This is a genomic window from Pantoea sp. Cr_R13, from assembly GCF_029222565.1.
Lineage (GTDB): Bacteria > Pseudomonadota > Gammaproteobacteria > Enterobacterales > Enterobacteriaceae > Pantoea > Pantoea eucalypti.
This window is the reverse complement of record NZ_JARHXL010000003.1, coordinates 93,557-113,915: the sequence shown is the minus strand read 5'-3', so window position 1 is coordinate 113,915 and position 20,359 is coordinate 93,557. Positions and strand designations below refer to the sequence as shown.

At 54.9% G+C, this 20,359-nt stretch carries 22 protein-coding genes; 6 read left to right on the top strand and 16 right to left on the bottom strand.

What is annotated here, in order from left to right; translation table 11 throughout:
- Window positions 1-10: 10 nt before the first annotated feature.
- Genes sdhA through sdhC form a run of 3 tightly spaced genes read right to left on the bottom strand, consistent with a single transcriptional unit; the run spans window position 11 to window position 2,508 of the window.
- Window positions 11-1,777, bottom strand: a complete 1,767-nt coding sequence (gene sdhA, locus P2R09_RS01650) for a succinate dehydrogenase flavoprotein subunit (RefSeq protein WP_275766507.1) — start codon at window positions 1,775-1,777, stop codon at window positions 11-13.
- Window positions 1,778-2,125: a succinate dehydrogenase membrane anchor subunit gene (sdhD, locus tag P2R09_RS01645; protein ID WP_008925023.1), complete on the bottom strand. Its 348-nt coding sequence runs from the start codon at window positions 2,123-2,125 to the stop codon at window positions 1,778-1,780.
- A complete protein-coding gene (gene sdhC, locus P2R09_RS01640) occupies window positions 2,119-2,508 on the bottom strand; it encodes a succinate dehydrogenase cytochrome b556 subunit (protein ID WP_033742984.1) in 390 nt (129 codons plus the stop codon). The genes sdhD and sdhC overlap by 7 nt, the downstream gene beginning before the upstream one ends.
- A gap of 633 nt (window positions 2,509-3,141) precedes the next feature.
- Here sdhC and P2R09_RS01635 point away from each other — a divergent pair.
- Entirely contained in the window at window positions 3,142-4,425 is a 1,284-nt protein-coding gene (locus P2R09_RS01635; RefSeq protein ID WP_003853167.1) for a citrate synthase, read from the top strand.
- Between the two features lie 342 nt (window positions 4,426-4,767).
- Here P2R09_RS01635 and nei read toward each other — a convergent pair whose 3' ends face one another.
- The 11 genes from nei to P2R09_RS01580 all read right to left on the bottom strand — a co-directional run bounded on the left by nei (window position 4,768) and on the right by P2R09_RS01580 (window position 13,996).
- A complete protein-coding gene (gene nei, locus P2R09_RS01630) occupies window positions 4,768-5,556 on the bottom strand; it encodes an endonuclease VIII (RefSeq protein WP_275766498.1) in 789 nt (262 codons plus the stop codon).
- 11 nt (window positions 5,557-5,567) lie between these two features.
- Window positions 5,568-6,215, bottom strand: a complete 648-nt coding sequence (gene pcp, locus P2R09_RS01625; protein WP_275766495.1) for a pyroglutamyl-peptidase I — start codon at window positions 6,213-6,215, stop codon at window positions 5,568-5,570.
- A 6-nt stretch (window positions 6,216-6,221) separates the two neighbouring features.
- Window positions 6,222-7,238 carry a DUF979 domain-containing protein gene (locus P2R09_RS01620; RefSeq protein WP_275766492.1) on the bottom strand — a complete coding sequence of 339 codons (1,017 nt, stop codon included), beginning with the start codon at window positions 7,236-7,238 and terminating at the stop codon, window positions 6,222-6,224.
- The gene (locus P2R09_RS01615) at window positions 7,238-7,966 is read right to left on the bottom strand and encodes a DUF969 domain-containing protein (RefSeq protein WP_275766489.1); all 729 of its coding nucleotides are present in this window, start codon (window positions 7,964-7,966) and stop codon (window positions 7,238-7,240) included. Before P2R09_RS01615 ends, P2R09_RS01620 begins: the two co-directional genes overlap by 1 nt.
- A gap of 52 nt (window positions 7,967-8,018) precedes the next feature.
- Window positions 8,019-8,756, bottom strand: coding sequence for a 5-oxoprolinase subunit PxpA (gene pxpA, locus P2R09_RS01610; protein ID WP_275766487.1), 738 nt, complete (start codon window positions 8,754-8,756; stop codon window positions 8,019-8,021).
- Window positions 8,746-9,675: a 5-oxoprolinase subunit PxpC gene (gene pxpC, locus P2R09_RS01605; RefSeq protein ID WP_275766484.1), complete on the bottom strand. Its 930-nt coding sequence runs from the start codon at window positions 9,673-9,675 to the stop codon at window positions 8,746-8,748. Before pxpC ends, pxpA begins: the two co-directional genes overlap by 11 nt.
- The gene (pxpB, locus tag P2R09_RS01600) at window positions 9,669-10,325 is read right to left on the bottom strand and encodes a 5-oxoprolinase subunit PxpB (RefSeq protein ID WP_275766481.1); all 657 of its coding nucleotides are present in this window, start codon (window positions 10,323-10,325) and stop codon (window positions 9,669-9,671) included. Before pxpB ends, pxpC begins: the two co-directional genes overlap by 7 nt.
- Window positions 10,326-10,485: 160 nt before the next feature.
- A complete protein-coding gene (locus P2R09_RS01595) occupies window positions 10,486-11,229 on the bottom strand; it encodes a type 2 GTP cyclohydrolase I (protein ID WP_003853180.1) in 744 nt (247 codons plus the stop codon).
- A gap of 18 nt (window positions 11,230-11,247) precedes the next feature.
- Window positions 11,248-12,672, bottom strand: a complete 1,425-nt coding sequence (gene phrB, locus P2R09_RS01590) for a deoxyribodipyrimidine photo-lyase (RefSeq protein ID WP_275766478.1) — start codon at window positions 12,670-12,672, stop codon at window positions 11,248-11,250.
- A 12-nt stretch (window positions 12,673-12,684) separates the two neighbouring features.
- On the bottom strand, window positions 12,685-13,641 hold the full coding sequence (locus P2R09_RS01585) for a 2-thiouracil desulfurase family protein (protein ID WP_275766475.1): 957 nt from the start codon (window positions 13,639-13,641) through the stop codon (window positions 12,685-12,687).
- 154 nt (window positions 13,642-13,795) lie between these two features.
- The gene (locus tag P2R09_RS01580; RefSeq protein ID WP_003853189.1) at window positions 13,796-13,996 is read right to left on the bottom strand and encodes a YbfA family protein; all 201 of its coding nucleotides are present in this window, start codon (window positions 13,994-13,996) and stop codon (window positions 13,796-13,798) included.
- 256 nt (window positions 13,997-14,252) lie between these two features.
- On the opposite strand from P2R09_RS01580, the gene kdpE reads away from it, so the two are divergent.
- Entirely contained in the window at window positions 14,253-14,927 is a 675-nt protein-coding gene (gene kdpE / locus P2R09_RS01575; protein ID WP_192378166.1) for a two-component system response regulator KdpE, read from the top strand.
- A 275-nt stretch (window positions 14,928-15,202) separates the two neighbouring features.
- Here kdpE and pgm read toward each other — a convergent pair whose 3' ends face one another.
- Window positions 15,203-16,843: a phosphoglucomutase (alpha-D-glucose-1,6-bisphosphate-dependent) gene (pgm, locus tag P2R09_RS01570; protein ID WP_008925011.1), complete on the bottom strand. Its 1,641-nt coding sequence runs from the start codon at window positions 16,841-16,843 to the stop codon at window positions 15,203-15,205.
- 27 nt (window positions 16,844-16,870) lie between these two features.
- Window positions 16,871-17,416 carry a replication initiation negative regulator SeqA gene (seqA, locus tag P2R09_RS01565; RefSeq protein ID WP_008925010.1) on the bottom strand — a complete coding sequence of 182 codons (546 nt, stop codon included), beginning with the start codon at window positions 17,414-17,416 and terminating at the stop codon, window positions 16,871-16,873.
- Between the two features lie 250 nt (window positions 17,417-17,666).
- Here seqA and ybfF point away from each other — a divergent pair, with 250 nt between their 5' ends.
- The 4 genes from ybfF to fur all read left to right on the top strand — a co-directional run bounded on the left by ybfF (window position 17,667) and on the right by fur (window position 20,329).
- The gene (gene ybfF, locus P2R09_RS01560) at window positions 17,667-18,431 is read left to right on the top strand and encodes an esterase (RefSeq protein WP_275766465.1); all 765 of its coding nucleotides are present in this window, start codon (window positions 17,667-17,669) and stop codon (window positions 18,429-18,431) included.
- A 168-nt stretch (window positions 18,432-18,599) separates the two neighbouring features.
- Window positions 18,600-18,875, top strand: coding sequence for a LexA regulated protein (ybfE, locus tag P2R09_RS01555; protein WP_003852811.1), 276 nt, complete (start codon window positions 18,600-18,602; stop codon window positions 18,873-18,875).
- Between the two features lie 132 nt (window positions 18,876-19,007).
- A complete protein-coding gene (gene fldA, locus P2R09_RS01550) occupies window positions 19,008-19,538 on the top strand; it encodes a flavodoxin FldA (RefSeq protein ID WP_275766458.1) in 531 nt (176 codons plus the stop codon).
- 347 nt (window positions 19,539-19,885) lie between these two features.
- Window positions 19,886-20,329 (top strand): ferric iron uptake transcriptional regulator, encoded by a 444-nt coding sequence (gene fur / locus P2R09_RS01545; protein ID WP_003852805.1) that lies wholly within the window; start codon window positions 19,886-19,888, stop codon window positions 20,327-20,329.
- The last annotated feature ends 30 nt before the right edge of the window (window positions 20,330-20,359 follow it).

The following is a 20,359-nucleotide window of genomic DNA, read 5'->3' as shown; positions in this document are numbered from 1 at the left end:
GTCTCCGAAATTAGTAGGTACGCACTTTCGGCGGGAACGCCGCGCGCAGTTTCGGCTGCATGTTCACCTCACGGCGCGTCATGCTTTCGGTTTCCGGGACATAAAGACTGTGGCACAGCCAGTTTTCATCATCACGATCCGGGAAGTCGAAGCGACTGTGTGCACCGCGGCTCTCGGTGCGATAGTTAGCCGCTACCGCGGTGGCAAAAGCCGTCTCCATCAGGTTATCCAGCTCAAGGCACTCAATACGCTGCGTATTGAAATCTGGTGAGCGGTCATCCAGACGCGCTGACTTCAGACGCTCGCGAATCTCTTTCAGCTCTTCCAGACCCTGCGCCATTGCGTCGCCTTCGCGGAATACAGAGAAGTTGTTCTGCATACAGCGTTGCAGCGCTTTACGAATCTCAACCGGATCTTCGCCGGTGGTGTTGTTTTCCCAGCGATTGAAGCGCGCCATCGCCACGGCGATCTCATCTTCTGTGGCGTCACGCAGGTCACCCTGCTCCTGGATACTTTCCAGCAGATGCATACCCGCCGCACGACCAAAGACCACCAGGTCGAGCAGTGAGTTACCGCCCAGACGGTTGGCACCATGGACCGATACGCAGGCAATTTCACCGACGGCGAACAGGCCTGGAATCACCACATCTTCGCCCTGCTCATTCACGCGCAGTGCCTGACCGGTCACTTTGGTCGGAATACCGCCCATCATGTAGTGACAGGTTGGAATAACCGGAATCGGCTCTTTAATCGGATCGGCATGGGCAAAGGTGCGGGACAGCTCAAGGATGCCGGGCAGACGCGACTCAAGCACCTCTTTACCCAGGTGATCAAGTTTCAGTTTGATGTGCGGGCCCCACGGACCGTCACAGCCGCGACCTTCACGAATTTCAATCATCATTGAGCGCGCAACCACGTCGCGGCCCGCCAGATCTTTGGCATTCGGCGCATAACGCTCCATAAAGCGTTCGCCATGTTTGTTCAGCAGATAGCCGCCTTCACCACGACAGCCTTCAGTGACCAGCACGCCCGCACCGGCGATACCGGTTGGGTGGAACTGCCACATCTCCATATCCTGCACCGGCACGCCCGCACGCAGTGCCATACCGACGCCGTCACCGGTGTTGATATGCGCATTGGTGGTGGACTGGTAAATACGGCCTGCGCCGCCGGTTGCCAGAATGGTCGCTTTCGCTTTGAAATAAACGGTTTCGCCGGTTTCGATGCAGATTGCGGTACATCCGACGACTGCGCCATCGGCATTTTTCACCAGATCCAGTGCATACCACTCAGAGAAGATGGTGGTTTTGTTTTTCAGGTTCTGCTGATAAAGCGTGTGCAGCAACGCGTGACCAGTACGGTCAGCTGCGGCCGCGGTACGTGCCGCCTGCTCGCCACCGAAATTCTTCGACTGACCACCAAACGGACGCTGATAAACACGACCATCTTCCAGACGCGAGAAAGGCAGCCCCATGTGCTCCAGTTCCAGAATCGCTTCCGGGCCGGTTTTGCACATATATTCAATCGCGTCCTGGTCACCGATGTAGTCGGAACCTTTAACGGTGTCGTACATATGCCATTCCCAGTTATCTTCATGGGTATTACCCAGCGCAACGGTAATACCGCCCTGCGCAGATACCGTGTGGGAACGGGTCGGAAAAACTTTAGATAACAGAGCGCAGGTCTGGCCGCCCTGGGAGATTTGCAGTGCGGCCCGCATTCCTGCGCCACCTGCGCCGATTACCACGGCATCGAACTCTCTGATTGGCAAACTCATTTACACACCCCATACCACAACAAAGCCATAAATCGCATACCACAACAGCGCCACGACAATCACAAACTGCAACAGCAAGCGAACCGGCAGCGATTTGACGTAGTCTGTTAACACCTGCCACATCCCGATCCAGCCGTGGACCAGAATGGAGAACAGCGTCAGCAGCGTGAATACTTTGGTGAATGCGGACGCGAAGAAGCCACGCCACAGGTCATAGGTCAGCGTGTCTGTCATCACAACGAAACCGAGGATGTAGACGATGTAGAGCGTAATGAGGATTGCCGTTGCCCGCAGCAGCAGCCAGTCCTGAATGCCGTTGCGACCCAACGCGGATGCATTGCTTACCATACGAGGACTCCCGCCAGAATTGCCAGCACGACAGTGATCACAAAAGTCATATGAGCGGAACGCTTACCTGATTCCAGCGTTTCGGCCAGATAACCAAAATCCATCAACATATGACGAATCCCGCTCACCGCGTGATAGGCCAGCGCCGTTAAAATGCCCCACATGATGAACTTCGCGAAGAAGCCGTCCATGATGGATGCAGCGTGCTGGAAACCTTCAGGAGAAGAGAGAGAGAGACCGAGTAGCCACAGCAGGATGCCAATAGCAACCAATGTGATTACGCCGGAGACGCGGTGAAGAATGGACGTTATTGCAGTAACGGGAAACCGGATCGTCGAGAGATCCAAGTTGACAGGTCTTTGTTTTTTCACGGTTTTGCCCACACAGCTCTTTTTTATTTTGCTTCCTCCGGACCTGAGGCGGAGTCTAATCACAACGCGTGGCAGACTTTAACCGTCACCAATAAAGCAACATCCAGTGTTAATTGACGCGGTAGTAAACGCTGGGTGGCTCCTGGTGTCAGGGTGTTCCGGAGACCTGCCTGGAGTATAGGAGGATCACATTCTGATTACAATTCCCCTACAAACTCTTTGGTATATTTTAGGTAGAACAGTGATCATACTCACGATTTTCACAATTGATACAATTTTAATTATCTGATTTGACAATAGTTCAACAATTCAGTTACAAACTAAGCCTATAAATTCCTATGATGCACAAAAGTTATGGGGATACACTTTCCCCTAAGCGCAAGTTATGTAACATTGCGATAATGAGCTTTAAAAAGCATCAGGTTATTGGTTACCAAGAAGTTATGTCCTGACCGGATCTTTAACAACCGCGATATGCAGCATGTCCATGGCTCACCGGTTCCCGCTGGGAACGCGCCGCTCACTCTGTACCCTGCACCCGCTTTATCCCCGCAGAGTGATACTGTGTAGTTTTGCCAACCGCAACATGAACGCGTTTCAGGTGTCTAAAGATCCTTACCTACATAAGGCGCTATGGAGACGAAAATGACAGATAAAAAAGTAACGCTAACCCTGCAAGATGGAACATCTATTGAACTGGACGTGCTGAAAGGTACGCTGGGCCAGGATGTGGTTGATGTCCGCGCTCTGGGTTCAAGTGGCCTGTTCACCTTCGATCCCGGCTTTACGTCTACCGCGTCCTGCGAATCTGCCATCACCTTTATTGATGGTGATGAAGGTATCCTGCTGCACCGTGGTTTCCCTATTTCTGAGCTGGCGACCCACTCTAACTATCTGGAAGTCTGCTACATTCTGCTGAATGGCGAAGCACCTAACCAGAAACAGTTTGATGAGTTCCGCACCACTGTTACCCGCCACACCATGATTCATGAGCAGATTACCCGCCTGTTCCACGGCTTCCGTCGTGACTCACATCCGATGGCGGTAATGTGCGGTGTAACGGGTGCTCTGGCTGCGTTTTACCACGATTCGCTGGATGTAAACATTGAGCGCCACCGCGAAATCGCGGCATTCCGTCTGCTTTCCAAAATGCCGACCATGGCAGCAATGTGTTACAAATATTCTATCGGCCAGCCATTTGTTTATCCTCGCAACGATCTCTCCTATGCCGGTAACTTCCTGCACATGATGTTTGCTACCCCGTGCGAAGAGTACAAAGTGAATCCGGTCCTGGAACGCGCGATGGACCGCATTCTGATCCTGCATGCTGACCATGAGCAGAACGCCTCGACGTCTACCGTACGTACCGCCGGTTCAAGCGGCGCGAACCCGTTTGCCTGTATCGCCGCCGGGATCGCCTCCCTGTGGGGACCGGCGCACGGTGGTGCCAACGAAGCGACCCTGCGTATGCTGGAAGAGATCAGCACCGTTGAGCACATCCCGGAATTTGTTAAACGCGCCAAAGACAAGAATGATTCATTCCGTCTGATGGGCTTTGGTCACCGCGTGTATAAAAACTACGATCCACGTGCGACCGTAATGCGCGATACCTGCCATGAAGTGCTGAATGAGCTGGGTATGAAGGATGACCTGCTGGAAGTCGCGATGGAGCTGGAACACATTGCGCTGAACGACCCGTACTTCATCGAGCGTAAACTCTATCCAAACGTGGATTTCTACTCCGGTATCATTCTGAAAGCGATGGGCATTCCATCCTCCATGTTTACGGTGATCTTTGCGATGGCGCGTACTGTTGGCTGGATTGCACACTGGAAAGAGATGCACGACGAAGGCATGAAGATTGCCCGTCCGCGTCAGCTCTACACCGGTTATACCGAGCGCGAATTCAGTTCACAGCTGAAGAAGTAAGATTCGGAGGGCGGAGATCTCTCCGCCTTATGCTGTTTTAAAGACAGGGCAGTTGGTTTTGATACCGCGCCTGCGCATGAAACACGGTCAGATCGGAAAGTCGCTTAAACCCTCCCTGGCCGCTCGTCCCGCGCGATTACGCACCTCATCCGAGAGGTGCGCCCGTTTCCGGGCCAACGCTTTGCGTTGTTCAAAAACGCTCCCGGCGTTTTTGTCCATGGCGCGGGACGCTTTCCTCCTCTGACCGTGTTTCATGCGCGTTAAGCTATTTTATTGCTATAAGATTCACACTGGCTTGGCTCTGTCAGCCGTAAGAGCATTTTACCCTTTTGACTTTACTGTCTATCTCTGACACCCCGGACACCAGTAAAACGGCCGTGATGAAAGTGTGCCCTTCTCAATCACCGTGCCACAGCGCCGGCATTCTTTGCCCTGCCGATGAAACACCTCAAACTGAAACGCCGCTTCCTCATGATATTTCTTCATGGTTCCACGCATCCGATAAGCATGACGCGGCACTGACAGCAGCGCCTCGCTGAAAGCAGTCAGCTGATCGTCACTGAGATCCTGCGCCCGATGATTTGGCAGCAGCTGCGCCAGCCAGAGAATCTCGGCACGCAGGTAGTTTCCCAACCCGGCCAGAAAAGCCTGATCCAGCAGCAGACCACTGAACTGTCGCCGCCGGAAACGGGGTGACAGCAGCCGCTCTCGCACCTCTTCAACCGTCAGCGCGCTGTTCAGCACATCCGGTCCGATACGGGTCAGAAACGGATGCGCCGCCAGCGTATCTGCATTGAGCAGTTCAATATCTGAGGCGCTATAAAGCAGAATCGCTTTGCCCGCCGTCGCCAGCCGCACCCGCAACTGACGCGTGGTATTGAGTTCGGTATCAGGTTTTACAATACGCCAGACACCATAAAGCTGGTTATGACTGTAAAGCGTCAGTCCATTGCTGAAATGTGTCAGCAGCGCTTTTCCCCGCGTCTCAATCGCCTGCACCTGCTCACCAATCAGTGAGGGTTCATAGGTCTTGAGCTGAGGAAACGCAAACCACGCTTCCGTTAAGGGCTGACCCACAATGGCGGCTTCAAGCTTATCCGCCACGCGGCGAATTTCCGGTCCTTCTGGCATCGTTCTTCCTCTTAATGGGTGGCACCGCCAGCCTGTTTAATATCTTCGCCAGTCTCCAGCGTCACCTTCACCGCAATCTCCAGCGCCTGAATAATGGTCGCGACCGCCATACTCGGCGCACCAGGATGTTGCGCGGCCTGTTCAGGCAGGTAAGGAATATGAATAAAGCCACCCCGCACCGGACTCCCCTGCTGCTCAAGCCAGTGCAGCAGGCCATACATCACCCGGTTACAGGTAAAGGTCCCGGCGGTCTGTGAGACCGACGCGGGGATCCCGGCTTCGCGCACTGCCGCCACAATCGCTTTGATAGGCAGACGGGAAAAATAGGCTGCCGGGCCGCCTGCCACAATCGGTTCGTCTACAGGCTGTTGACCTGCGTTGTCCGGGATGCGGGCGTCATCGACATTGATACCGATACGTTCCACGGTAATGTCGCTGCGACCGCCCGCCTGCCCGACTGACACTACCGCGTCCGGTTTAACCTCTTCCAGTGCCTGATTCAGCACATTAAGTACCTCACTGAATACCACCGGCAGCTGTCGGATAACGATCGTCGCTCCGCCAATCTTTTTGCCTTCCAGCGCGCGCACCGCTTCCCAGGAGGGATTAATCGTTTCACCGCCAAAGGGCTCAAAAGCGGTCATCAGGACAGTTTTCATGCAGCCTCACAGAAACATCAGGAAATAGAGCAGGAAAATGTTAACGATTAACAGTAGCACACCGGTTGGAATCTGAGCCTTAATGACCGCGTTACGATCGGGCAGCTCCAGCAGCGCCGCCGGAACAATATTGAAGTTGGCCGCCATCGGCGTCATCAGCGTGCCGCAGTAACCGGAGAACATACCAATCGCCGCCATTACCGCCGGATTTCCGCCGTGCTGCAGCACCAGAATCGGGATGCCAACGCCTGCGGTAATTATCGGAAACGCCGCAAACGCGTTACCCATGACCATGGTTAACAGGGCCATCCCGACGGCATAGACGGTGACCGCGATAAAGCGGTTATCCACCGCCAGCCAGGTTTCAGTCAGATGCGAAATAGCACTGCCTACGCCCGCGGCGGTAAACAGCAGTCCCAGAGTGGCGAGAATCTGCGGCAGGATAAACGCCCAGCCAATTGAATCCAGCAGGCGACGCGTCTCCTGCATCGACTGTACCGGTTTTTCATGGGTCAGTTTTAACGCCACCAGCCAGCCAATCACACAGCCGGCCATCATTGAAAACAATGTCACCAGCGTGGCGTGATTACCGGGACCGAACACCGCATCCTGCAACCCAGGAATATTGTTGAACGCCAGCACACCGACCACGGTCACAACCGGAATCGCCAGTGCAGGCAGAAACAGCTTATTCCGCAGGCGCTGTGCGCTTGCCTGTTTCTCTTCATTAGTGCGCTGATGATAACGACCCAGTCGGACACCTCCCAAACCCGCGATCAGCGCCATGACCACCACAATGACACCGATGGTGATGTGCAACATTCGGGTGCCCGCAGTGTCCGAGCCCATCAGGCTGCTCATCAGCTTCGTCGTCCAGTCACCGACCAGAAAAACCAGCCCATATAAGGCCCAGAAGAGTCCGGTGGTAAAGCGACGCGGATTAGCGCGGTCACGCCATGAGAGGATAGCCACCACCAGCAGGATAATGCCCGCCAGCCACATCAGATATTGTTGCTGGAACATTACTGGCCTCCTTTGGCTTTCAGCGCATGGCTGTTGAGCTGCTGCAGCTCACGTGCCAGCTGACGATCCAGACGCACCAGACGCGCTGAATGGATCAGGAACGCAGCAACGGCAGTCGGAATGCCCCATAAGGCGATGTGCAGCGGCTCGGTCTGAATCCCGGCCGACGCCTGCATAAAGTTGTGCATAAAGATAATCGCGCCAAATGCCACGAAGATATCTTCACCAAAGAACAGGCCGACGTTATCGGTCGCCGCTGACATGGCGCGCAGCTTATGGCGCAGTTCAGGCGAGATCTCGCCATAGCGATTTTTCGTAGCGCCTTCCGCCATCGGGGCCAGTAACGGACGCACCATCTGCGGATGTCCGCCGAGACTGGTTAACCCCAGCGCCGCAGTAATTTCACGCACAAACAGGTAGACGATCAGCAGCCGTCCGGCGGTGGCGGTTTTAATCTGAGCAATCCACGCCTGCGCCCTTTCTTTTAGCCCGTGACGTTCCAGCAGGCCAATGACCGCCAGTGGCAGCAGCAGAATCAGCGGCAGGTTCCGGGTGTTAAGAAACCCTGCGCCGAGTTTTTCCAGAATGTCCGCCAGCGGCATCATGGCGGCCAGACCGGTGACAAATCCGGCGACAATCACCACCAGCACCGGATTAAAACGTAATATGAAGCCGACGATGATCGCGGCAATGCCCAGTAGTGGCCAGAGATTCACTGCAGTTTCCATGGATTTTCCCCGAGTTAAAAAACCCGGCATAAGCCGGGCTAAGTGTGATTATTCAGGCGCTGGTGACACGAATCTGCTGGTCGGCAAACGCATCACGTAACCGCTGTGCAAACTGCAGGGCATGTGCGCCGTCGCCATGTAAGCAGACAGTCTGCGCGTTCACCGCCACCCACTCTCCAGTGATACTTTTCACTTTGCCCTGCCGTACCATTGTCAGTGTCTGATCGATAGCCTGCTGTTCATCCTCAATCAGCGCGCCCGGCTGGTTGCGCGGCACCAGCGCACCGCTGCTGAGATAGCCACGGTCAGCAAACACCTCTTCCCGCGTGTGTAAACCGTAATGCGCCGCAGCACGGATCGATTCGCTATTCGCCAGCCCGACCACAATCAGCTGACTGTCCACCGCCCTGATGGCGCGGGCAATGGCATCAGCCAGCGCCGGGTCTGACGCGGCCTGGTTATAAAGCATGCCGTGTGGCTTAACATGCACCAGGCGCGCGCCCTCGCTCTCCGCCAGACTTTTGAGCGCACCAATCTGATAGATCATCTGGGCATAGACCGTTTCCGGCGGCAGCTGCATGGCGCTGCGGCCAAAGTTGTCGCGATCGGGAAAGGCGGGATGCGCCCCGATGGCGACGCCGGATGCCTTTGCCCAGCGCACCGACTGCAGCATGGTCTGTGCATCACCGGCGTGAAAGCCACAGGCGATGTTGGCAGAGCTCACCAGTTGCAGCAGCGCTTCATCGCTGGCGCAGCCCTCACCCAGGTCGGCGTTTAAATCAATTTTCATTGAGTCCCCATTTCATCTGGTCCAGAGCGCGTTGCTGATGCTGACGGGCCAGCATCGCTTCCGGCAGGGTGCAGTGAATAAAGTGAATCGGCTCACCCAGACGGATTTGCGCCAGGTGATAAAGATCGGCTTCGATAACGGACGCGATGCGTGGATAACCACCGGTAGTCTGGGCATCCGCCATCAGCACGATGGGCTGTCCGTTCGGCGGCACCTGAATCACACCTGGCATCACGCCGTGTGACAGCAGCTCGCGCGGGCGCTCACGTTTAAGCTCACGTCCTTCCAGCCGGTATCCCATCCGGTTACTTTGCGGGCTGAGTTTCCATGCGGTGCGCCAGAACGCCTGCTGCGCTTCGGGACTGAATTCGTGATACTCCGGACCAGGCAAGGCGCGAATGCGGTTGCCCCACAGCAGTTGTCGTACCCCGACTTTGCGGTCGAACCGACGCGTCGGTTTCCCCAGCGGGACCTGATCGCCATCCTGCAAGGCGCGCCCATGAAATCCGCCAAATTTTGCTTTCAGGTCGGTACTGGCAGAGCCAAGCACCGCGGGGATGTCAAAACCACCCTGCACCGCCAGAAAGCTGCGCATACCACGCTGCGGCATCGCCAGCGACAGGACCTGTCCGCGTTTCACTGGCGTGCGCCAGCCCGTCCAGACCGGCTGACCGTCAAGCTCCGCATGACAGCCTGCACCCGTCAGCGCAAACCAGCCGTCGCGGGTAAACTCTGCTTTGAACTGGCCGAGCACCATCTCCAGCACCGCGTTGTCGGGCGCATTGCCTACCAGTACGTTGGCGGTGAACATGGCGGGATAATCCAGCACACCGCCGGGGCTGATACCGAACTGACGCCAGCCGTATCGACCCGCATCCTGAATAGTGGCCGCCAGCCCGGCCCGCAGAATGTTTAACATACGCCCTCCTGTTGCGGCACAAAGCGCACTCTGTCACCCGGACGGAGCAGCGTGGGCGGTTGCTGTAGAGGGTCAAACAGCGCGGTGCGTGTCTGGCCGATCAACTGCCAGCCGCCGGGCGACGCCAGAGGGTAGACGCCGGTCTGGCTGCCACCGATCCCCACGGATCCGGCGGGCACGGCCACCCTGGGCTCACTACGACGCGGAATGTGCAGGCGCGGATCCAGTCCGCCCAGATATGGGAAACCCGGCTGAAAGCCAATGAAAAACACGACGTATTCGCTGCTGCTGTGCAGCTCAACCACCTGATGAGGCGTCAGCGCGGCATGTTCAGCCACCGCCGTCAGGTCGGGACCGGATTCACCGCCGTAGATCACCGGGATCTCTACCAGACGCGACTCAGGTAATTGCGCTTCACTCTCTTCCCACCATCGCTGAAGCCGCTCAATCGCATCCAGCGCACTCTGCTGGGGATCACGCAAAATCAAGGTGATGTTGTTCATGCCGGGAATGACCTCCAGCACGCTCGCAGAGGACTGCAATCGCTGGTTAAGTCCCCAGATACGTTGCTGACTCTCCAGTGAGACCGGGGGTTCCAGCTCCAGCACGACAGCGCGTTCACCCAATAAATAACACCGTGCTCGTTGCAACAGCTACCTCCCGCTCAGTTGAGATCGCGACCGGCTGACCGTGCCGGATGCCCGAATCAGCCGATGGCTTATCTACATAAAGCAAATAGTTATGCGAAAGTGACAGGGATGTGTCAATAGATTTAGGTCCTGCGCAGGCGCACAGGACCCGGGAAGGAGATCAGGCAGGATTGGGAATATCAATGAAAGTCACATCAAGCTCGTGGTGCTGCGCCAGCCACTCGCCCAGCGCTTTTACGCCGCCGCGCTCGGTGGCGTGATGGCCTGCAGCAAAGAAGTGCAGCCCCTGCTCGCGTGCGCTGTGAATGGTCTGTTCAGAGACTTCTCCGGTGATATAAGCATCGACGCCTGCGGCAGCGGCCTGGTCGATAAAGCCCTGGCCACCGCCGCTGCACCAGGCGATACGACGAATCAGCGCGGGCGCGTTGTCGCCGCAATGCAGCGGTTCACGTCCCAGTCGGTCACCGATTCGACGCGCCAGCTGCTCACCGGAGATCGGCTCAGCCAGCTCCCCCCAGAACACCAGCGGCATCACTTCACCCTTTATTTCAATATCCAGCAAGTTTGCCAGCTGGGCGTTGTTGCCCAGTTCAGGATGCGCGTCGAGCGGCAGGTGCCAGCCATAGAGATTAATATCATTAGCCAGCAGCGTCCGCAGACGACGGCGCTTCATACCTTTAATCGCGGCCGGTTCACTTTTCCAGAAATAGCCATGATGGACAATAATTGCATCGGCCTGACGTGCCACCGCCTCGTCCAGCAGTGCCTGACAGGCCGTCACGCCGGTGATAATCGTTTTGACCTCGCTGCGTCCCTCAACCTGCAAACCGTTGGGGGCGTAGTCACTGAAGCTGTGGCTGTCGAGGTGCTGATTGATCAGCGTCTCTAATTCGTAATGGTTCATTCAGGCTCCTTCGAGGCCTCAGGCGGCGCTTTTGGCGCGCTCAAAGGCATCTAATGTCTTTTTACGGGCGGCCTTATGATCCACGATCGGTGCCGGATAATCGAGTTTCTTGTGATGCTTCTCCGCCCAGACGTGGGGCTGGTGAATGTCGCTGTCAGGGACGTCGGCCAGTTCCGGCAAATAGTGGCGGATAAAGTCCCCCTTCTCGTCGAAGCGCTCGCCCTGTGTCGTCGGATTAAAGATGCGAAAATAGGGAGCCGCGTCAGTGCCCGTCGATGCTGCCCACTGCCAGCCGCCGTTGTTCGCGGCCAGATCACCATCGATCAGTTGCTGCATAAAATAGCGTTCGCCCTCACGCCAGTCGATCAGCAGATCTTTGACCAGGAAACTGGCTGTGATCATTCTTAAGCGATTGTGCATCCAGCCCAGCGCCTTCATCTGACGCATCGCCGCATCGACAATCGGGTAGCCCGTTCTACCCGCTTTCCAGGCGTCAAAGTGTGCGTCGTTACGCTGCCATTCAACGTTACGTGTCCATTCGATAAATGGCTGATGCCGACACAGCGCCGGGTAGGCAACCAGCAGATGGCGGTAGAACTCACGCCAGATCAGCTCGTTCAGCCAGGTAAATGCGCGGCTGTTGTCCAGTGCATCGGGATGCTCATGCAACACACGATGCAGGCATTGGCGGGGTGACAGCACGCCGGTCGCCAGATAAACCGACAGACGGCTGGTGGCATCCAGCGCCGGCAGGTCACGCTTCGCAGGATAATCGATAACAGGTTTGGTGGCGAAATGACGTAAACGTTTCAGCGCAGCTGCTTCGCCTGCCGGGAGCAAGTCCTCATCAAAAGCCTCGGTTGGATAGTCAAAAGCAGGAATCGGGGTGACTTTCAGCGGCGAACCTTCACGCGGTTTCGGCGCTGGCACGCACTCCGGCAGACTCTGTTGCAAACGGCGGACAAACGCTTTGCTAAATGGCGTAAAGACCTTATACATCGAGCGGTCGCCGCTCTGCACGCTACCGGGCGGCAGCAACAGGCTGTCATCAAAACCCTGGCAAATGACGCCCGCATCATCAAGACGCTTTTCAGCCCGGGCATCGCGCTGGCGCTCGTTGACCTCATACTGATAGTTGTAGAAAAGCTGATCGACCTTTTTCTTTTCGCAGAATTCCGCCAGCGCATCAATACTGTCGCTGAAGGCATGACAGGCCTGATAGTGAAGTGGAATGCCCCGCTCAGCCAGGGCGCTCTGGACTTCCAGCAGACTGGCGTGAATAAACGCCGCCTGTTTTGGGGACATGTCATGCTGCTGCCACTGTTCTGGCGTGGAGAGGTAGAGCGCAATCACTTTTGCATCTCTGTCGCGGCAGGCGGCGTGCAGCGCCAGGTTGTCGTTGATGCGTAAATCGTTACGCAACCAGACCAGATGGGTGGTCATACTCCTCCTGAATTACTGTCCGTAGCGTAAGCACAAGGCTTCGGGATAGGGATCAAAATAGCGTTGCTGGGCCAGCCACGGATGCGGGTATTCGGCCATGTAGTGCTTAAGAATGGTGATCGGCACCAGCAAGGGTTGTGTGCCCTGACGATAGCGGTCAATCAGGGTTGCCAGCTCCTGGCGCTGCGGTGAGCTCAGATGGGTGCGGAAGTAGCCCTGCACATGCATCAGCACATTGGTGTGATTGCGACGTGAGGCGGGGCGTGACATCAGTTCCATCATACGATTGCGGTACTCGAAGGCAAAGGCGTCGAGCGACTCCCACTGGCTCATTGAGGCGACAAACGGCCCCAGTTCGCGGTACTTCTCCTGCGAATGTGCCAGCATCATCAGTTTGTAGCGGCTGTGGAAAGCGATTAAAGCCTGACGGGTCAGGCCATTTTCCCACATCTGATTAAACTCGTGCAGCGCGCAGATACGACCAATAAAGTTTTCACGCAGAGCGGGATCGTGCAGACGACCATCTTCTTCCAGCGGCAGCCAGGGCATTTCGCGCTGCAGGAATTCAGCAAAAATACCGGTGCCCACTTTGCGGTTGTTATTGTTGTCAGGCTCATAGACCCGCACACGTTCCATGCCGCAGCTCGGGGACTTGGCGCACAGAATATAGCCGCAGAGATGATGCAGCGATTTTACGCGCCCGGCAGACCAGTCACGCATCTGCGTGGTGACCTCTTCTCCACCATCTTTGCTGAAGCAGAGATGCAGCTCATCATCGCCCTGCTTTACCAGGCGTAATGCCGGGCGTGGCGTTGGCAAACCGATCGCCATTTCCGGACAGATCGGTTCAAAATGAACGAACGGGGTAAGATCGTCGGTCGCAAAAGTAAGACGCTTGTGCCCACCATCAAATCTGACGCGGTCGCCGAGCAGGCATGCACTGATTCCAACGGGGATTTTTTTGCTCATACTTGTACAACCTCAGAAATCTTGTAGAGGTTTAAGTGTAGCGCAAAATGGTCAGGAATAAAGGAGGAAAACGCGGTTCAGATCTGCTTATACTCAGAAAAAACGCAAAAAAAAGCCCGGTCAATTGACCAGGCCTGTTTTGTGGCAGTACGACTTACCAGAACGCGCCGCCACCGGCTTCAGACTGCGCCAGCCAGACCGGCTTTGCGCTGGTCTTGCACCAGACACGGTGCAGGTAACTGTAGAAACGTGCCCGGTCCTGTCGAAACAGCATGACAGGAAGCGCCAGCACGCCGAGGAAAACCACCAGCGTACGACGCGCGATAATTTTGTAACGTGGATAAGCCTGATACATGGTTCTCCTCCCGGTAAGCAAAAGTGTTTGAATGTGATCTGTGTCTGACTTTACGCCAGGTTGTGTAATTTTACTACTCATCTGACCACTTATTTGCCGCTATTTACACGGTTTAAGAATCAGCCTGTAATTAAGTTACAGATAAGTTATCGTCTGGTTACGTGAGGGTTTAAACGCCCGGAAGGTGAAGCTCACGGACGGCAGCCTGTAATATTGATAAAATGGTAGTTCGGCCCCTATCCAAGGCAGGTATTGCGTGACCACGGTTTTGATCGTTGAAGATGAAAAAGAGATCCGTCGCTTTGTCCGGCTGGCGCTGGAAAATGAAGATCTTAAGGTGTTTGATGCCGATACGCTGCAGCGTGGACTGATTGAAGCGGCAACCCGTAAGCCCGATTTAGTGATCCTCGATCTTGGCCTGCCAGATGGGGATGGCACCGATTTTATCCGTGACCTGCGCCAGTGGAGCGCGATCCCGGTAATTGTATTGTCAGCGCGCAGCGATGAGCAGGATAAAATCGCCGCACTGGATGCAGGCGCGGATGACTATCTGACCAAACCTTTTGGTATTGGTGAACTGCTGGCGCGCGTCCGGGTTGCGCTGCGTCGTCATAGTGGCCAGCAACCTGATGCCAGAATTCACTTTGCCGACGTCAGTGTCGATTTCGCCGCACGGCGGGTGCAGCGCGGCGGCAATGAGATTCACCTCACTCCAATAGAATTTCGTCTGTTGAGTATTCTGCTGAATAACGCAGGAAAGGTGCTGACACAGCGACAGCTGCTGAGCCAGGTGTGGGGACCCAATGCCGTGGAGCACAGTCATTATCTGCGCATCTATATGGGCCATCTGCGTCAGAAGCTGGAAGCGAATCCGACACAACCTGCCCATCTGCTGACCGAAACCGGGATCGGCTACCGTTTTATGCCATAAAAAAAGGCGCCATAGGCGCCTTTCATGACTGCAAACAAACTCAAATCATACTGAATCTGACCGCAACGGATAAACCCGAGGCACAGGGAACAGGGTCAGATGAGGAAAGCGTCCCACGCCATGGATGGCGTGGGCCGAGCGTGTCATGGATGACGGCTTTTGCGTCTTTCCGATCTGACCCTGTTTCCTGTGCTGGCACGATCCCGCAACTAACCGGGGTAGAATTTGTCAGCAATCTAAAAGGCACCAGAGGCGCCTTTTCTCATCCTGACTTATCAGGCGTTTTTCAGCACTTCGCTGACAATCTCTACGGCTTCTTTCTCAATCTGCTCGCGATGTTCTGCGCCCAGGAAGCTTTCACAGTAGATTTTGTAGGCATCTTCGGTGCCTGAAGGACGGGCAGCAAACCAGCCATTCTCCGTCATCACTTTCAGACCGCCGATTGAGGCACCGTTACCTGGTGCCGCCGTCAGACGCGCAGTGATAGGATCACCCGCCAGCGTATCCGCGCTCACCATCTCTGGTGACAGCTTCGAGAGTGCAGCTTTCTGCGCTGAAGTGGCGGATGCCTGCAGACGGTTGTAGCTTGGTGCGCCAAAACGCGCAGCCAGTTCATCATAATGCTGCTGCGGATTTTTACCGGTCACCGCTGTAATTTCAGCCGCCAGCAGACACATGATGATGCCATCTTTGTCCGTTGACCACGGCGTGCCGTCGAAACGCAGGAATGAAGCGCCCGCGCTCTCTTCACCGCCGAAACCGAAGCTGCCGTCATACAGACCATCAACAAACCATTTGAAACCAACCGGCACTTCCACCAGCTTGCGACCAATGTCGTTGACCACACGGTCAATCATGGCGCTGGACACCAGGGTTTTACCCACGGCAACATCCTGGCCCCACTGTGGACGGTGCTGGAACAGATAGTTGATCGCAACCGCCAGATAGTGGTTTGGATTCATCAGACCCGCTGGGGTCACGATGCCGTGACGGTCATAATCGGGATCGTTGCCGAACGCCAGATCGAACTTGTCGCGGTAAGCCAGCAGGCCTGCCATTGCGCTTTCGGACGAACAGTCCATGCGCACGACGCCATCTTTATCCAGATGCATAAAGCGGAAGGTCTGATCGACTGCATCGTTTACCAGCGTCAGATCCAGCTTGTAATGCTCAGCAATACGCTGCCAGTAAGCAATACCTGAACCGCCCAGTGGATCAACACCCAGCTTCAGGCCAGCTTTCTGAATTGCCGGGAAATCGATAATCTCTGCCAGACCTTCAACGTAAGGCTGGATCAGATCTTTCTCGACCACATGACCGCTCGCCATAGCCTGTTCAAGTGGCAGACGTTTCACCTCTTTCAGTCCATCTTTGATCAGCTGATTAGCGCGATCTTCCACCACTTTAGTGACGTTGGTATCAGCCGGTCCACCGTTAGGTGGATTGTACTTAATGCCGCCATCTTCCGGTGGGTTGTGCGAAGGTGTGATGACGATACCATCTGCCAGCGGGCCACCCGCTTTATTATGCTCAAGAATGGCGTTGGAAATCGCAGGGGTTGGCGTATAGCCATTATCCTGCTGAACAATCACATCAACGCCGTTCGCCGCCAGGACTTCCAGAACAGACAGAATCGCCGGTTCTGACAGCGCATGAGTATCTTTACCGACGTAGCAAGGTCCGGTGATGCCGTTCTTTTTACGCTCTTCGGCAATTGCCTGAGCGATGGCCAGAATGTGCATCTCGTTGAAGCTCTGGCGCCCTGCACTGCCGCGATGGCCAGAGGTGCCAAATTTCACCGCATGTTCCGGGTTCGCCACATCGGGCTGCAGGACATAATATTGTGACGTTAATTGTGCAACGTTAATCAAATCGCTCTGCTGGGCGGGTTGCCCGGCACGTGGGTGATTGGCCATTGGCGCTGCTCCCTGACGCTTAAGTTTTTAAATGGTGCCGCAAACTTTCTCGGTCAGTTCCGCAGGGAACTGCATCGAGAGCATGATGTGTTCAACCATGCTGCATTTACGACCAGTATTGGTGTTGGTGATCACCCAGTACGGCGTGCCGGGCACATGCTTCGGCTTAGTATGGGTGCCATTCTGCAACAGCGTATGCTCATCGCCTGCAAAATAGACGCGGGTACGCCCCTGCAGCGATGCAGTAGCCTCAGCAAAGGCTGCGGTATCAAGACGATAGAGCGTTGACAAAATAAGCATAAAGCGATTCACCGCCCGCTTCTGCTCCGCATATTCATCGGAAAGCAGCAGCTCACGCACCGCGCGAACACGATCCTGCGGGCGGGAACCCACAGAGGCCTGGGACTCTTTCGCTGCCTCTTTTGACGCTGGCTGAGCAGGCGAAGCAGGTGCAGTCTGACCGGCCGTGAATTTCAGCATACGACGCAGAATGTCGGATGCGCTTTCACCAATGTGTTGCGTATGGCTGGCAATATAACGGTAGAGCTCTTCGTCAACTTCAATCGTTTTCATCTTATTCCGTACGGTTCTTTCTCATGACAGAACCACCTGTTTCCTGAAAAGCACTGAGTATAGTCAGGCAATTCAAAAGGTGTGTGGGTTCTAACATCAGGATTATAAAGTTAAATTCAGGCGGGTTGTTAGCAATCAAACGGTTTACGGGCAAAAGTCAGAATATGTCCTAATGCCACCGGAACCGGCGCACCTGAAAAGGTGAAACCATGATAACCTAAGCTCAGGTCTCAAACTTAAGAACTTTGCTATGATTTTGAACGCCCGTCTGCAAACTGAACAATCCCCTCCTGATTCCCTGCCCATCCTCCTTATCCATGGTCTGTTTGGCAGCCTGGACAACCTTGGTGTGCTGGCGCGCGGGCTGAAAGATGCCGGTCCCCTGCTGCAGGTTGATGTCCGTAACCACGGTCTTTCGCCACGATCCGACGAGATGAACTACGCTGTAATGGCGCAGGATATGGTCGACACGCTGGATGCACAGGGCATCGAACGCGTCGCGGTTATCGGTCACTCGATGGGCGGTAAAATCGCGATGACCATGAGCGCGCTGGTGCCGGATCGCATTGAGCGACTGGTGATGATCGATATCGCACCGGTGGACTACCAGACCCGCCGCCACGATGAGATTTTTGCCGGTATTCGTGCCGTCACCGATGCGGGCGTTTCATCCCGTAGCGAGGCAGCCCGCATTATGCGCACGGTGATTGATGAAGAAGGGGTTATCCAGTTTCTGCTGAAGTCATTTCAGGAGGGTGAGTGGCGCTTCAATGTGCCGGTACTGTGGGATAACTACACCACGATTTCTGGCTGGCAGCCGGTTCCTGCCTGGGATCATCCCGCGTTGTTTATTCGTGGCGGCGACTCAAGCTATCTGGATAACCGCTACCGCGACGTGTTACTTCAACAGTTTCCGGCGGCTCAGGCACATGTCATTGGCGGCGCCGGGCACTGGGTTCATGCAGAGAAACCTGATGCCGTTTTGCGCAGCATTCGTCGTTTTTTTGCGCTTTAAAAGCAAATAGATGGCGGTAAAAGTTTAGGATTGGCGTCGGCAGTACGCGTGAAGTATGATGGCGCGCTAAAATTTTGCCGCTGGTCAGTTTTGCTGCGGCAATGGCCAATAATTTATAATCTGCGCGGTGAGTGTCTGGCGCCCGCCCCCATTCAGTTTTACTAAGCCATGGCAAAAGAACAGACTGACCGCACGACGCTCGATCTCTTTGCTGATGAGCGCCGCCCCGGTCGACCCAAAACCAGTCCGCTTTCGCGTGATGAACAGCTGCGCATCAACAAGCGCAACCAGCTTAAACGTGACAAAGGACGCGGACTTCGTCGTGTCGAACTGAAAATGAACAGTGAAGCCGTCGATGCACTTAATACGCTGGCAGAACAGCGTAATCTCAGCCGCAGCGAACTGATTGAACAGATGCTGCTGGCGCAGCTCAAACTGGATTGATGCGGGCAAATCGCACGCAGGAGCAAATGTCGGGGCTTTAACCGTTCACCGGTTTTCTCTCGTCTGCTATTATTCGCTGAAATGTGCTGCGGCACACATCTCATCATCAGGATTTAAGAGGTTATTTTACTCATGGCACTCGTAGGCATCTTCTTTGGCAGCGATACCGGTAATACCGAAAACATTGCAAAAATGATCCAGAAACAGCTGGGTTCAGACGTTGCAGAAGTGCATGACATCGCGAAAAGCACAAAAGAAGATCTGGAAGCATTTGATATCCTGCTGCTGGGTATTCCAACCTGGTACTACGGTGAAGCACAGTGCGACTGGGATGACTTCTTCCCGACGCTGGAAGAGATCGACTTTAATGGCAAGCTGGTGGCGTTGTTTGGCTGCGGCGATCAGGAAGATTACGCAGAGTACTTCTGTGATGCGATGGGCACCATCCGCGACATTATTGAGCCACACGGTGCCGTGATTGTCGGACACTGGCCAACTGAGGGCTACCATTTCGAAGCCTCAAAAGGTCTGGCGGATGATACCCACTTCCTGGGTCTGGCTATCGACGAAGATCGTCAGCCTGAACTGACTAACCAGCGTGTTGAACAGTGGGTTAAGCAGATTTTTGATGAACTGCAACTGAAAGAGATCATCGAAGCGTGATGGTGTTTGACTCAATGTGAGCGCCAGCTCACATTGAGGTAATGGAAATTCCTATAGAAATAATAGCCACATTTTTTTAACTTTCTCCGTTTAATCTGTAGAATACCCGCATCGATCTTCCGCTTATTTCTCACGCGGCAAGACTAAGCGATGTACAAACAGACATCTGCCAGAATTCTCCCCGGCCCGGTGACGCCTCCCCAGCAGCCCATGATGATTCAGGCACGCCCTCTGGTTTTCATTTCATCGCTTCAGTTCTATAATGAGACGCAAATGAGAATGAGTGTAGATCGACATTCAAGGCGACAAGCCACAAAAGTGAATATTAGTAACAGGACAAAATCCGCATGACTGACAACAACACCGCATTAAAGAAGGCTGGCCTGAAAGTGACACTGCCCAGACTGAAAATTCTGGAAGTGCTTCAGGAACCTGAGTGCCATCACGTCAGTGCGGAAGATTTGTATAAACGCCTGATTGATATCGGCGAAGAGATTGGACTGGCTACCGTTTACCGTGTGCTTAACCAGTTCGATGACGCGGGTATTGTGACGCGCCACAATTTTGAAGGCGGCAAATCGGTCTTCGAACTGACGCAGCAGCATCATCACGATCACCTGATCTGCCTGGATTGCGGCAAGGTTATTGAGTTCAGCGACGAGTCTATCGAAACGCGTCAGCGTGAAATCGCAACCCGCCACGGCATCAAACTGACTAACCACAGCCTCTATCTTTACGGACACTGCACACTGGGCGATTGCCGGGAAAATGAAACCCTGCACGACCAGTAACGCGAGCTGAAATAAAAAAACCGGTGAATT

Excerpts from the sequence above, each read along its gene's own strand:
- sdhA (WP_275766507.1), bottom strand. The coding sequence starts at position 1,777 with ATGAGTTTGCCAATCAGAGAGTTCGATGCCGTGGTAATCGGCGCAGGT.
- sdhD (WP_008925023.1), bottom strand. The coding sequence starts at position 2,125 with ATGGTAAGCAATGCATCCGCGTTGGGTCGCAACGGCATTCAGGACTGG.
- P2R09_RS01635 (WP_003853167.1), top strand. The coding sequence starts at position 3,142 with ATGACAGATAAAAAAGTAACGCTAACCCTGCAAGATGGAACATCTATT.
- nei (WP_275766498.1), bottom strand. The coding sequence starts at position 5,556 with ATGCCAGAAGGACCGGAAATTCGCCGCGTGGCGGATAAGCTTGAAGCC.
- pcp (WP_275766495.1), bottom strand. The coding sequence starts at position 6,215 with ATGAAAACTGTCCTGATGACCGCTTTTGAGCCCTTTGGCGGTGAAACG.
- P2R09_RS01620 (WP_275766492.1), bottom strand. The coding sequence starts at position 7,238 with ATGTTCCAGCAACAATATCTGATGTGGCTGGCGGGCATTATCCTGCTG.
- P2R09_RS01615 (WP_275766489.1), bottom strand. The coding sequence starts at position 7,966 with ATGGAAACTGCAGTGAATCTCTGGCCACTACTGGGCATTGCCGCGATC.
- pxpA (WP_275766487.1), bottom strand. The coding sequence starts at position 8,756 with ATGAAAATTGATTTAAACGCCGACCTGGGTGAGGGCTGCGCCAGCGAT.
- pxpC (WP_275766484.1), bottom strand. The coding sequence starts at position 9,675 with ATGTTAAACATTCTGCGGGCCGGGCTGGCGGCCACTATTCAGGATGCG.
- P2R09_RS01595 (WP_003853180.1), bottom strand. The coding sequence starts at position 11,229 with ATGAACCATTACGAATTAGAGACGCTGATCAATCAGCACCTCGACAGC.
- phrB (WP_275766478.1), bottom strand. The coding sequence starts at position 12,672 with ATGACCACCCATCTGGTCTGGTTGCGTAACGATTTACGCATCAACGAC.
- P2R09_RS01585 (WP_275766475.1), bottom strand. The coding sequence starts at position 13,641 with ATGAGCAAAAAAATCCCCGTTGGAATCAGTGCATGCCTGCTCGGCGAC.
- P2R09_RS01580 (WP_003853189.1), bottom strand. The coding sequence starts at position 13,996 with ATGTATCAGGCTTATCCACGTTACAAAATTATCGCGCGTCGTACGCTG.
- pgm (WP_008925011.1), bottom strand. The coding sequence starts at position 16,843 with ATGGCCAATCACCCACGTGCCGGGCAACCCGCCCAGCAGAGCGATTTG.
- seqA (WP_008925010.1), bottom strand. The coding sequence starts at position 17,416 with ATGAAAACGATTGAAGTTGACGAAGAGCTCTACCGTTATATTGCCAGC.
- ybfF (WP_275766465.1), top strand. The coding sequence starts at position 17,667 with ATGATTTTGAACGCCCGTCTGCAAACTGAACAATCCCCTCCTGATTCC.
- ybfE (WP_003852811.1), top strand. The coding sequence starts at position 18,600 with ATGGCAAAAGAACAGACTGACCGCACGACGCTCGATCTCTTTGCTGAT.
- fldA (WP_275766458.1), top strand. The coding sequence starts at position 19,008 with ATGGCACTCGTAGGCATCTTCTTTGGCAGCGATACCGGTAATACCGAA.
- fur (WP_003852805.1), top strand. The coding sequence starts at position 19,886 with ATGACTGACAACAACACCGCATTAAAGAAGGCTGGCCTGAAAGTGACA.